Source organism: Photobacterium sp., assembly GCF_057456235.1.
Map to the genome: position 1 here is coordinate 25,384 of NZ_JBVCPH010000017.1, position 12,934 is coordinate 38,317.

At 45.7% G+C, this 12,934-nt stretch carries 12 protein-coding genes; 3 read left to right on the plus strand and 9 right to left on the minus strand.

What is annotated here, in order from left to right; all coding sequences use genetic code 11:
• The first annotated feature begins 7 nt into the window (after positions 1-7).
• Positions 8-1,090, plus strand: a complete 1,083-nt coding sequence (gene rlmM / locus AC2204_RS17075; protein ID WP_318926883.1) for a 23S rRNA (cytidine(2498)-2'-O)-methyltransferase RlmM — start codon at positions 8-10, stop codon at positions 1,088-1,090.
• A gap of 146 nt (positions 1,091-1,236) precedes the next feature.
• On the opposite strand, the gene xni is transcribed toward rlmM, so the two are convergent.
• The 5 genes from xni to queF form a co-directional block, all read right to left on the minus strand.
• Positions 1,237-2,010 carry a flap endonuclease Xni gene (gene xni / locus AC2204_RS17080; RefSeq protein WP_318926884.1) on the minus strand — a complete coding sequence of 258 codons (774 nt, stop codon included), beginning with the start codon at positions 2,008-2,010 and terminating at the stop codon, positions 1,237-1,239.
• A 123-nt stretch (positions 2,011-2,133) separates the two neighbouring features.
• Positions 2,134-3,507, minus strand: a complete 1,374-nt coding sequence (gene ppnN, locus AC2204_RS17085; protein ID WP_318926885.1) for a nucleotide 5'-monophosphate nucleosidase PpnN — start codon at positions 3,505-3,507, stop codon at positions 2,134-2,136.
• Positions 3,508-3,857: 350 nt separating this feature from the next.
• Entirely contained in the window at positions 3,858-5,417 is a 1,560-nt protein-coding gene (locus tag AC2204_RS17090) for a GGDEF domain-containing protein (RefSeq protein ID WP_318926886.1), read from the minus strand.
• A 137-nt stretch (positions 5,418-5,554) separates the two neighbouring features.
• The gene (locus AC2204_RS17095) at positions 5,555-7,834 is read right to left on the minus strand and encodes a tetratricopeptide repeat protein (RefSeq protein WP_318926887.1); all 2,280 of its coding nucleotides are present in this window, start codon (positions 7,832-7,834) and stop codon (positions 5,555-5,557) included.
• A 115-nt stretch (positions 7,835-7,949) separates the two neighbouring features.
• A complete protein-coding gene (gene queF, locus AC2204_RS17100; RefSeq protein WP_318926888.1) occupies positions 7,950-8,795 on the minus strand; it encodes an NADPH-dependent 7-cyano-7-deazaguanine reductase QueF in 846 nt (281 codons plus the stop codon).
• A 63-nt stretch (positions 8,796-8,858) separates the two neighbouring features.
• Between queF and syd the strand changes: the two genes are divergently transcribed.
• The gene (syd, locus tag AC2204_RS17105) at positions 8,859-9,425 is read left to right on the plus strand and encodes a SecY-interacting protein (RefSeq protein ID WP_318926889.1); all 567 of its coding nucleotides are present in this window, start codon (positions 8,859-8,861) and stop codon (positions 9,423-9,425) included.
• 3 nt (positions 9,426-9,428) lie between these two features.
• The gene (locus tag AC2204_RS17110) at positions 9,429-10,202 is read left to right on the plus strand and encodes a Zn-ribbon-containing protein (RefSeq protein ID WP_318926890.1); all 774 of its coding nucleotides are present in this window, start codon (positions 9,429-9,431) and stop codon (positions 10,200-10,202) included.
• Between the two features lie 279 nt (positions 10,203-10,481).
• Here AC2204_RS17110 and AC2204_RS17115 read toward each other — a convergent pair whose 3' ends face one another.
• The 4 genes from AC2204_RS17115 to AC2204_RS17130 form a co-directional block, all read right to left on the minus strand.
• On the minus strand, positions 10,482-10,691 hold the full coding sequence (locus tag AC2204_RS17115) for a hypothetical protein (RefSeq protein WP_318926891.1): 210 nt from the start codon (positions 10,689-10,691) through the stop codon (positions 10,482-10,484).
• Between the two features lie 340 nt (positions 10,692-11,031).
• Positions 11,032-11,244, minus strand: coding sequence for a transcription antiterminator/RNA stability regulator CspE (gene cspE, locus AC2204_RS17120; protein ID WP_107285006.1), 213 nt, complete (start codon positions 11,242-11,244; stop codon positions 11,032-11,034).
• A gap of 371 nt (positions 11,245-11,615) precedes the next feature.
• On the minus strand, positions 11,616-11,885 hold the full coding sequence (locus tag AC2204_RS17125; protein ID WP_318926892.1) for a hypothetical protein: 270 nt from the start codon (positions 11,883-11,885) through the stop codon (positions 11,616-11,618).
• A gap of 43 nt (positions 11,886-11,928) precedes the next feature.
• On the minus strand, positions 11,929-12,159 hold the full coding sequence (locus AC2204_RS17130; RefSeq protein WP_318926893.1) for a DUF2789 domain-containing protein: 231 nt from the start codon (positions 12,157-12,159) through the stop codon (positions 11,929-11,931).
• Positions 12,160-12,934 lie beyond the last annotated feature (775 nt).

The window sequence follows — 12,934 nt, forward strand, 5'->3', positions numbered from 1 at the left end:
GTTCAAAGTGAATCAAGTTATATTGTACTGTCGTCCAGGCTTTGAAAAAGAATGTGCCGGTGAAGTTCAAGACAAAGCGAACAAACTGGAGTTATATGGTTTTCCTCGGACGAAAAACAATACCGGTTATGTGGTGTTTGAATTTCATCAGCAGGGTGATGCCGAGAAATTCATTAAACTACAGCCTTTCTCTTCGTTAATATTTGCCCGGCAGATGTTTGCGGCAACAACGTTATTAACGGATTTACCGCAAGACGATCGTATTTCACCGATCCTTGAAGCGGTAAAAGATTTCCCTCGCTGTGGTGATCTGCGCATTGAAACGCCAGATACCAATGAAGCCAAAGAGCTGTTGAAATTCTGTCGTAAGTTCACGGTACCGCTGCGCCAGGCGATGCGTAAAAAAGAAGTGCTGTATGCGAAAGATAATGGATGGAAGCCAGTGCTTCATGTCTGCTTTATCGCCCCCGGCTGTTGCTATGTCGGTTACTCGCTATCGAACAACAACTCGCAGTTCTTTATGGGTATTCCGCGCCTTAAGTTTCCTTCCGATGCGCCGAGCCGTTCAACGCTAAAACTGGAAGAAGCCTTCCACGTATTTATTCCGCGTGAAGAGTGGGATGAGCGTCTGGCTTCCGGTATGTGGGCGGTTGATCTGGGTGCTTGTCCGGGGGGCTGGACGTATCAGCTGGTTAAGCGCTCGATGTTTGTACATGCGATCGATAACGGTCAGATGGCGCAGAGCCTGATGGATACCGGCCAGGTTAAGCACCATGAAGTGGATGGCTTCAAGTTTGAGCCGCCACGTAAGAATGTGACCTGGATTGTCTGCGACATGATTGAGAAACCGGCACGGGTTGCTCACCTGATGGGTGACTGGTTGATCAAGGCCTGGGCAAAAGAAGCGATCTTCAACCTCAAACTGCCAATGAAAGGCCGCTACGATGAAGTGCTGCAGGATATTGAAAACCTGAAGCATTACCTGATCCAAAATGGTGTGAAATTCAATCTGCAGGCGAAGCACCTGTATCATGACCGAGAAGAAATCACGGTCCACATCCAGCGTTTGGACAACCGTTCCCCGCATTAATGTTGAGACTGAACAATACTTGCCATTGTTGCTAAAGCGGGATTTCGTATCACGAGTGTTAAGTGAGTTCAGATAGACAATGCTGAAATACAAAAAAACGCCATCATTGCTGATGGCGTTTTTTATATCAGCGGGAGCGGCGATGATTAGCTTTGTGGCTGGTAGCGGATATCCTGCAGATTGAAGCCAAGCTGCAGATCTGTTTTCAGGGTGGCAACTTGTTTCGATGCGATGGCCAGATCATGATGCTCATCGACTTTTTTCTTCCACTTTGGCAGCAGTTCATCGGCGGCAATCATCGTTTCAAGATCAGGGTAAAGTGCCAGTAATTCGGCGGCAGCTTTCGGGCCGATACCGGGAATGCCGGGGATTTTACTGGAGCTGATCCCCGCTAATCCCCAGTAGTCAGGCAGTTGTTCCGGCTTCACCCCATACTCTTTTTCGACAAAGGGGCTATCGAGCCAGCGCTGCTGGAAATAATCACGCACCCGTAAAGTCGGGCGCAACAGCTGGCAGTAGCCTTTATCGGTTGAAATAATGGTCACCTGCTCCCCCCTGTCGGCGACTTTCAGTGCCAGTGTGGCCACTAAATCATCGGCTTCATCGCCATCCGATAACAGTGAGTCGATTCCCATGGCCATAAAGGCATCCTGTATCGCCTCCATGCCTTCAGCTAGTTCAGGCGGCATCGGCTTGCGGCCTTCCTTGTAGTGAGGCAGGAGCTCGGCACGCCATCCCCGGTCGTCGCTATGATGGTCAAAGACCGCCACAATGTGCGAAGGGATACTACTCTTAATAATCTTGCCTAATGCCTGGCAGCAAACGCGGGCGGTATTTTGCACATCCGGCTCACCGGGTTGGGCCGCATGAACACGACGAATAAGGTTTAGGGCATCAATAACAACAAGATGGATAGACATAACAACGACTGACTTTGATAAGAATAAGGGCGATACAGGCCCTTATTCTATACCTAAACCACCTCAAGATGCGAGATGGTTTGGGTGTTCCATTGCCGCGAGAGCGTGTAACCGCTGGGTGGGTTATTTTCCGTTTGGCTGGGAAGTGATGATCTCATAGCAAGGCTCATACTGGGTGCCTGGCAACTTCATTCGTTGCTGTACAACGAAATTCTTCAACAGTTTGTCCATACGCTTCATCAGTGCGATATCGCCATTGATCTTAAACGGCCCTTTTCGTTCAATGGCACGGATCCCGTCTTCTTTGACATTACCGGCAACGATGCCAGAAAAAGCGCGCCGCAAACTGGCGGCGAGGTGCTCCGGACGTTGGTTGGTGTGTAGATCCAATGTCGACATTGAATCGTGGTTTGGTTCAAACGGTAACTGGAATTCCGGCGGAATTTTCAGTGACCAGTTAAAGCTGTAAGCATCGCCAGTTGCTAAGCGGTGCTCTTTAATCAACGGCATTGATGCCTTCATGACCTGGGCGACTTTTTCCGGATCATCAATAATAATATGGTAATGTTTTTGGGCTTCTTCCCCTAGGGTGTCCTTGATGAAGGCATCAAGGGTGCGGAAATACGCTTCACTTTCTTTTGGCCCGGTCAATACCAGAGGCATTGGCTGATCTGCATTTTCCGGGTGCATTAAAATCCCCAGAATATAGAGCAACTCTTCTGCCGTACCGGCTCCGCCGGGGAAGATAATAATGCCGTGCCCGACGCGGATAAAACCTTCGAGGCGCTTTTCGATGTCAGGAAAAATCACCAACTCGTTAACAATCGGATTCGGTGGTTCAGCGGCAATGATTGACGGCTCGGTCATGCCAAGAAAACGGCTGTTGCCATAACGCTGCTGGGCATGACCGATAGCCGCGCCTTTCATTGGCCCTTCCATCGCACCGGGACCACACCCCGTACAGATATTCAGTTCACGCAAGCCCAGTTCCTGACCGACTTCTCGGGTGTATTGATATTCGATCGGATTGATCGAATGACCACCCCAGCATACAACGATGTTTGGATCTTCGCCCGAATGCAACATCTGGGCGTTACGTAAGATACTGAAAATAAAATTGGTAATATGGATAGTGCTGGTTAGGTTGAGGTTATTGTGCTGCTGTACATGCATGTTAACGTAGACGATATCACGCAGTACCGCGAACATATGCTCCTGAATTCCACGGATAATGCGGCCATCAACAAAGGCATGTTCTGGCGGGTTGATCAGTTCGAGCTTGATGCCGCGCTCACGGCGCATCACATTGACATCAAAACTTTTGTGTTTTTCCAGCAGCTCTTTTGAATTATCGGTGTGGCTGCCAGAGTTTAAGACTGCCAGTGAACAGTTTCGATACAAGCGATACAGATCACTGGATGCAGTGGCTTTCAGGCGGTCAACTTCGAGTTGCGAAAGCAGCTCCATGGATCCGACTGGACTGATATGAGTAATCATAGTTACCTCCCTGGTCACGATGAAACGGCGTTGGTGACGTCGTAAGAGAAAATCGTAGAGTAATACCCATGGGCATTAATGTTCAGTTAGTTGCTTAGGTGTCTAATACCATCAGTAAAAGTGCCAGTTATGCTGGTAGTGATTTGTCAGTAATCGCGTGCTTTCTATTTGCTCCAGAACGACATGGTGGCGAGTTGAACTAAGGCAGGAGTCAGTTGAAGATATATTAATCGGTATAAATATCAGTTAGGTATAAAGGTTGCTGCAGATTGTTAATAATTAACCGGTTGCTTTTACCATACACAGGGATAGCGGATTTGACCAGAGTTCGGTGAAAATTGGTCTTAGGGTTATAAAATCCAGATCAGGCGGTTACGGCCGGCACTTTTCGCACTGTAGAGTGCTTTTTCAGTACGTTCAATGATATCGGTCGGCGTATCGTTACCTTCAAATAAGGTGGCACCAATCGAGATTGAAATAGTGACATTTTGATCCCGGAAGCGGAAAGGCAATTGCGAAATTGACTCACGGATTTTGTTAAGACGTTTATTCCTTTCTTCTTCACTGACATCAGGCATGATCACGACAAATTCATCGCCGTCAAAGCGGGCGATGAAGTCCGTTTCTTCGAGGCACTGATGGATAGTGCGGGCAATGATCTTTAATGCTTTATCACCGGCTATATGGCCGTAACTGTCATTAATGTCCTTGAAATCGTCGAGATCAATCAATGCAACGCACAGCGGATGCTGATAGCGTAGCCAGCGACGATATTCATGTTCAAGGCGATCATTCAGTGCGGCACGGTTATAGACTTTTGTCAGGTGGTCGAGAAACATTTTACGTTCCTGATCATTGAGGCGCTGACGGTAATCCAGTGTTTGCTCAAACAAGGTGGTAACTTTATTCTCGTTATAGCTGAGTTGCTCAATCAGCATTTTTTCTCGTTTTTCCAACGCGCGGTTGCGATCGACCAAGACCTGTAACTCTTTCGTCAGTACGGTTAATGTCGGGCGCCAGCTTTCCAGGTTTTTTTGATCTTGCAGGCCTTGTTTGACAGTATTGATGACCGTCGCCAGTTCGGTGGTGAGCTCACCGTGATGTGCGTATAAGGCCGATGTCTGCCCAACATTTTGATTAGTGGTTTTTTGCAGTGTGGCCAGATCGCTGTTCACCGAATCTAAGAACTTCTGTGAGGAACGACGTTCCTGGTGGGTGCCATTGAGTACCAGGCGTAAGACTTCCAGCGACAACTCAATCAGTGTCTGTGGCGGTACACCGATCAATAATCGGTTGCGGATGGCCAGCAGTTTATCGCCGGATTCGCCATCAAAATCCAGCTCGGTGATTAAATGCTGCAGTTCATTGGTCAGCTGAAGCTGCAAATCATGATCTAGGGTGTCTTTAAGCGCCAGATTATCATTAGATGTTGATATCAGCTTCACCGAGCGCTCATACAATTCCAGTAAGCGCAGAATACGTTGGTGATTGTGGGCGAGGCTCTCTGACTTGGCACTGAGAATATTGCGCAGTTCTCGCTTGAGCTGGGCAGGTAAACCGTGGACCCGTTTCAGCGTTTCACCACTCCGGTGAATCTGTTGATCGAGACGCTGGTTTTCTTTTTCTGTGAATCCCGCTTGGCGGGTTACTAAGCGTTCAATAACAGCCAGACGGGGAATGAGTTTACTGATGTCTTTGGGTTGGTCGAGTTCAGTGCGAAGTTCAATCAGCTTAGTGTCCAGCTCACAGTCCAGTCCGCGACAGGCGACAGATAAACGAGTGATCAAGCGCTTTAAGATTACAATCTCACGGCGAGACTTCAGCGAAGCATCGCGATAAGACAATTGAGCTTGGTCCAAGCGCTGCTTCAATTTACTCACTTCCGAAGCAACGGCATTAATGTCAGTCACGTTGTTGATGAATTACCCAAAAACATAAAATTAACCTTTTTAATGAGTCGTTTACTCAGGACTGTTTGAGCCATGTTAGCAAAAAACGTGCTTGGCGTTTAGCTGTTATCGGCGTGATGATAGATAACGCTATTAGTTTAAATGACATTTTTGTCTGAATCGTGATCATTGTTCCAGTTGAACTCTTTTGCCGATGAACTCTGCACTTTGACCAGTCCATTAGCGATGCCCTGAATACAGGCTTTACGAATATTATCAGATGCGAAACTCGCGGCCGGCGCGGCATCAATCGCACTCAGGTGCACCCACTGGCTACCTTGTTCAGTCTTGCTGTTAAGGCGTGCGGCGTTAGCGGCCATTAGCAGGATATCTATCAGCTCCTGATCATTGATGGCGGTATAAGCGCGAGGCAAAAAGGGGTATTCGGCCATACCGATTCGAACGCGTGAGTCGAGTTGACGTTCAATCATGAAATTATCGACCAGTTGCTGGATAGAGTCAGCCAATTGCTTTGGTTCTGTATTTAAGCGCGAGTTAGGCTCAATATACAGGAACATCGCGTCTGAAAAGTGATAGAGGCGTGCCGGTTTGCAGATCTGCTCTTTCAGATAATCACCGAATTGACGTTCAACTTCTAAGCCGTGCTGATAGCCATATTGCAGGTGAAGGTGCTTTAAAAAAGGGACTTCAAATAACGCAAATCGCAGGCGATCACTCAGTGGCTCATTAATAATTTCACCTAAATGCCATTGTTCAAAGTTAGCACTGCTCTGTTGCAGCGAGTTTGGCAGGCGGGCATTGAGCATTCTCAGGTTGCGTAATCCACTACGAGGGTGGGTATAGAATTCAGTACGTAAAATACTCAGTCTTTTTTTCAGTTGCTTGACTGTCTGGTGCCAGCGGATGAGAAAAATGGTTAGTAATGTAATGACACAGAGTAAAAACAGGCTGACTTTCTTTTGTTTATATATCGATTTTTCATTTTGAAATTGCTGACGTTCCATTTCTTCAAGCTGCAGGGAGCGCTCCAGCATCCGTTGCTGTTGCTTGAATACGTCAACATGACTTTTGAGCTGGCTTTCTTGCTGGCTGGCAAAAAGCTGCTCATATCGTCGCTGGCTTAACAAGGCATTATAGTAGTCGTGCTGTTTTTCGAAAGTCTCAGAAAGAATAGACTCTCCCTGAAGTTGAAGTTCCCGTAGCCCTGTGCGGCTGGCTGAAATCAGACCGGCCTGCAGCGTAGATATTGCCTTTTCCAGGCGACCTTCGGCCAATTCAAGCTTGCCTTGCAGGATTTGGACTTCGGCCTGGATGGTTTCATTGCTTGCTTGCTGGGCAAGTTGACGGGCTTGCTGAAGATACTGTTCTGCTTTGGGGTAGTTGTATAGATGCAGATAAACCCGGGCGATACTGAGTCGCAGGCGGGCTGAACGAATATTATGCCGCAGTTGATTCTCCTGATCTAATGCATTGAAATAATGCACCAAAGCAAGGTTGTAACGACTTTGTTGCTCATAGATTGAAGCAATCAGCGCTAATGTCTTGGCCAGCGGTTGGGTGTGTTGGTAATGCTCGAAAAATTCACCGGCGAGGGTGGCGTGTTCCAATGCTTTATCAAAGACATTGCGCTGTTCAAATAACATTGCAAGCTCGTAGTTTGCGAGTGCTATTTTTGCTTTGTTTTCGCTCTCAACAGCCAGCCAGTATCCACTCAGCAGGCGGTCTAGTGCTAAATCGTAGTGTTTCTGTTGCAGGTGGTGATGGCCGATCGTAAGTTGATAAGTGATCTGCTCTTCCTGATCGTCCAAATCCGTCAAAAAAAGCTTGGCCTCGGCAAACAGTTTTTCTGCCCGGTCATTATTATCGAGAGCGGATTCGATGACGGCACGCTGCATCGCCGATTGATATTGCAGAACTTTAATCTGAGTCGTGAGTTTCAGCGGCTGCGACTGACTGATATCTTTATCAACCTGATCCAATATGCTGAGAGCAATAGCGCTGTTTTTAAGATTGTCCCAGTATATTTTGGCATGAAGGAGGCGTGTTTCAAAAATGGTATAGGTGAGTCCATGACTGGTGGCCAGTGCTTCTGCTGATTCAATGGTACTGATGGCTTTTTCTGTCTGGTTTAACAGCGAGTATGCCTGCGCTTTGATCTGCAGCGCGTTGATTGTATTCAGCGGGGTGCGAACCGTATGGTCAGTCTCGTCATTAACATGAACGCGCGACGATTCCTTTGGCTCACTTAAGCGACGTTGGCTTAAATAACGATTGGCGGCTTCCAGTGCTTGTTCCGGGCTGGTTTGTAATAGCTCACTAGCGTCGGTCAGAATGGGGGTTGTATAGATTTTCGCATGCGCGCTAAAGGAACCAATCAGGATAACTATTATACTTATCAGCCAGCGGCGAAAACTCATACTATCTCTTAAACCACAATAAACACAGAGGCCTAATATTACTGGGTTGAAGAATCAAGTCCAGCAAAGTACACGTTTTTGCCGGACTTATTACCTAAATTTTGTCGTCTGGTAATTACTGACGAGCTAAGCGGAAGTTATCGCTTGGCGTTTTGCCTTGATTGGTACGGTAAGGATTGATATCTAAGCCGCCACGACGGGTATAACGCGCATAAACGGTCAGCAATTCCGGCTGGCAGAACTTCATGATATCCGTGAAAATACGTTCAACACATTGCTCGTGGAATTCATTATGGTTGCGGAAAGAGACCAGGTAGCGTAGTAGTTTTTCGCGATTAATACGCTTGCCTTTATACGAGATCTTGACGCTGCCCCAGTCGGGCTGACTGGTGATCAGGCAGTTGGATTTTAGCAGGTGGCTATTTAGATCTTCGGTTACAACCTCTTCTTCAGTTGCTCCCTCAAGATAACTGGCATCAAATTCATAATTGGTGATTTCAATATCTTGATCATCGATACATTCGCCACTGAAATTGACAATCGGCTGGTCATCAAAATCGGCTAAAGGCTGAATAGTGACATCGACATCTTCACCGGCACACTGGGTTAAATCTTTCTGAAGCACATCCGCCACTTCCTGCCAGCTTGCAAATTTAGTTTGGTTGAAGCTGTTTAGATATAGCTTGAATGACTTCGATTCAATCAGGTTAGGGCTGCTGGCTGGTAGGCGAACCTCACCAATGGCAACCTGGGGCAGGCCTTTGCTATTTAACCAGGAAAGCTCATACAGTGTCCAGATGTCATAGCCAGTAAATGGCAGTGTTTCGCCAAGTGCCAGATCATCACGGTTCAGGCTGCGCGGAACAGGCTGAAGAAGAGTGGCATCATACTGGTCTTTGTATTCCGTACCTTGGCCTAGGGTTAAACCGGCTAATTCTTTCGCGTCTTGATATTTGCTCATACTGTCCTGGACACTCTTGGATTAGAATAGACAAAGTTTACTTAATCTTTTGTGAGGTTGCGAATGAATCATCCGGTTGCGGTGGCTTTATCTGAATTTTCCACCCGTTTTTTGCAAGCATGGTGTGATGCCGGTCAAGGTTTTCCACGAAGCAGTGACTTGGTCGGCTTGGTCTCGCCATGTGTAAAGGCCGACGATGGCGATGAAGTGAGCTGGACTCCGGTTGCACGAAATCCGATGGGGGATCTTACCGGGGTCGAAAAAGGGATAGAGCTGCGTCTGCATGACGACATTACCGCTTTTTACGGTGCGCAGTTTAGCGGTGATATGACAGCCAGGTTCCAAGGGGAAGGTCACGATATCGAGTTTGACTTGCTTCAGGCATTCAGTGAAGAAGATGTGCAGCGCCTGCAGGAAAATATTTTGGGGCATTTGGTCACTCAGCGCCGTTTGAAGCTGAAGCCCACCGTATTTATCGGCGTATTAGAAAAAGAAGATCAAGTCATCGCTATCTGCAATATGACCGGCCAGGTGGTATTGGAAACCTTAGGGAAAAATATACGTGAGGTTCTGGCGCAAGATGTCGCGAGCTTTCTGCGTCAGTTAGAGCCTGTAGTAAAAGAGGCCTGATCGATGTATATAACTGAACTGGACTTTGAGGTTTATTGTGACACCTCGCTGGGGGCCGTTGAGAAAGCGATCAACTATTGTTTGGACTGCCTGCGTTACAGCGGTCAAATTATTGGTCGTGAGCTGCCGATAGCAATGAATGGTGGCAACTTTGTCGCCAGGGTTGTTTGCCCTGAGGCGAACAGTCTTCATCCTGACTTCCATAGCCCTCAGGTGAAACAGGCTTTTGACCAGCTGAGTGAATTTGGTCTATTGCGACCGAAAGTGAAAGTCATTGGTGAGGATATGAATTCGGATCCCAGCGATGAATGTGAAAAGCCAGGCTGGCAGATTTTATATACCAGTCATTTACATACCTGCTCACCGATCCGTTGTGGGGAACATTTCCAGCCGGTACCTCTATATCGGTTGCCTTCACTTGAAAATGGCGATCAGAAGCCATTGATCAAATGGCAGGAAGACTGGTGCGCTTGTGATCAACTCCAAATGAATGCTTCAGTGGCTGAACAGCCTACATTGCTTGAAATCAGCTCCAGCAAAAGTATTCTGTTCCGCCGAGGTTGGGATTTATGTCGCCGTATGGAAGCGGTAAGTGAGATCCCGACATATCTGTATATCTATCGCGTTGGTGGTGAAGGTAAAGAATCAGAGCAAGCACGGGTGTGCCCTGTTTGCGGTGGTGATTGGGCGCTGGACGAGGCATTGCATGAGATATTTGACTTCAAGTGCGATGAATGTCATTTGGTGAGTAACTTGTCGTGGGATTTTAAGGATTAAACATTCTGGACTGCGGTAATACAGGCGGCTATCGATAAATCTTATTGATAGCTGATTCTGAAGAGCTTCAGGATATAACCAAGCCATGCTTTTCCGCTCGGTTGGGCCTATCAGCTAAGCAGAAAATCTCAAACTATCAAGTGTTCTGTAACGACTGATATTGTTATTCACACCGTAATTGACCGTGTGACAAGTTTTTTCAATCAGTCTTTTCTGAAAGATTTAATGCGGCAGTATGTGATTTAAAATATAAAATATAACTGGAGGGGAATAAAAGTACTAAAAGGAAATGGAAAAGTTACCAATAAGTTGATTGCCGTTATTAATGATATTGCCTTCACATGTTTTCTCACAATACGAAAGTTTAATATCCATATTATCGACGTTACCTTTCATTAGAATATGGCGTAATAAGACATCACTATTTAGTTGATGTATTAATGCATCCCACGAAATATTACCTTTTAAAATATTAAAGTTCACAATCATTTAATTACCTTTATTTTTGTTGTATTGTTTTCTTGGCGACCTTGCTGAAACCAAAATCGTTTTCGACCTATTGAACGAGACATAAGTACCCTTGTCTTAATTATCAGAATGATAAAAACAGAATAAGTTAAAAACCTAAAATTGTAATTAAATGTCTGATGTTTAAGTTTGATGGTTTTATTTATAATAATACTGCGAAGTAAATAAGGAACGTAACGACATATACAAAAAGCAGATGTAAGAAATGTTTATATTTTCTAATGTACGGTATAAATAATTGGTTGATAGTTATTAAAAGTGACGTAAATGGTCATGAGACCATTTACGCCGACTTACAAAATTATAGCGCTACTACGTTAGAAGCTTGAGGGCCTTTTTGGCCTTGCTCTACTTCGAAAGAAACTTTTTGGCCTTCAGCCAGAGTTTTGAAACCTTCAGAAGCGATTGCACGGAAGTGAACGAATACGTCAGCACCGCCGTTGTCTTGAGTGATGAAACCAAAACCTTTATCTTCGTTAAACCATTTTACTAGACCAGTTGTTTTATTAGACATTTTTTGTCCCTTATATATTTAAATTCATAAAGTGATCGCGATAATGCGATGCGCTGAAAGCTTGAATTATTGAATGTGACGACGAAGCTAAGGGAAACACTGAGGATAACAACAATAACGAAGAAATTCTAAGGTTTTACTTTTACTTGATGTTTCATTAATAACTCTGAACAACAGAGCGAGATGGATAATACCGTAGTATCGATTATTGTAAAGGTTTATTTGAAGTTTATTTAAAAACATTAAACCCAACACCAACGCTGAAGTGTGACATCCCCGCGTTCGAGACGGGATCTGTGTGGCCGTATAGATTTCAACATCATATTATGGCCTTTTCTGCGGCGAGGGCACCTGTCAGGTGCCCCCTTGTTTTAGTTGTTCTCTAAACGCGCTAATCGGGTGGTCAGTTCGGCAACTTGCTGTTCGAGTTGTTTGATGCGTGCTTCGGTAGTGAGTGTCGGCGCTGTTTTTTGAATATTCGGAACCTTGGCGTTTTTCTTCCATGCTTGCAGCGCTTTAATAATTACCGGTATTGGCAGCGGATCAGCCAGTCTGGCTTTGATTAAGGCGACTGAGGGCTCTTTGCCCTCTGCGATAAGTGACGTAATAACCTGTTCTAACGCTTGGGTGATGTCTGACATTTTAACCTTGATCCCTGTGGCCTACTTGTTTCTGAATATATGGCTATTTTCGTAGCAAAGTATCGAGTTGATCAATGACTTCACACCAGTCGGCGTCCTGTTCCTGGGATTCTTTTAAAAAACGTTGCTGAGATGGTTGTAAAAAACGGGCTTCTATCAATTTTTCGTGTTGTTCAAGACGGTGTTCGGTGAGGAAGTTTTCAATAAATTCCTTTGAGTTGTTTAACCCAAGTTGACTGAAAAGGCTCGGTAAGTCGTGATTGAATGTTTCCATTATTATTCCCTCAGCAAATTAATATTATACTCAAACCACCTCAAACTGCAGGGTTTAGCGAGAATTCATTGGTTCATATCACAGCTGCCATTTGGGTGAATCGTGTTTCTAGATAAGTATAGTGAGGGGGGATCCAAGCAACAAGTCGACCTGATTTCTGCTGCTCTTGTAAGAGATCTCTTACAAAGGCGTAGGAAATGCTTAGCTTGACGGTAGGGTATAATGGTAAGTGTGAAAATTAATTCGTTTTTTATCAATTGCTTGTGTGTTAATTGTATTCTTTGTTCTTAACGCTCTATCAGAAAAGCGATTTCCCTATCTTGTTCAGAATTGGAAAAAGGGTAATCTTATTGGTGTCGGAAGGAACTGACCGGAACGGAACAGGAAATAGCCAAGGATTATGGCAGTCTCAGGATGAGGCCGGTATGTCAGGATGATGCATCGAACATGGACTGTGAAGGGAACAACCGAAGGACCGGTTAATAGTAAGTAGGATACTTACTGGTCAGGATCACAAATGGACCACTTCAGGATGAAGTCAGGGACACCTCTGGGATAGAGGTATAAAGGAACACTTCAGGACGAAGTAAAGGATACCTCCAGGAAGGAGATGAGAGTTGATGCCGGATGTATCGACGGGTCAGGAAGGCCGAAGGATCTCTTCTGGACGAAGAATAAAAGGAATACGCTGAAGGATACAGCGGTTCAACGGAATGATGCAGGGAGCACTCTCGTAGCCGGATTGCTACAAGTAAGACCTAAGGGCGCGACGCAA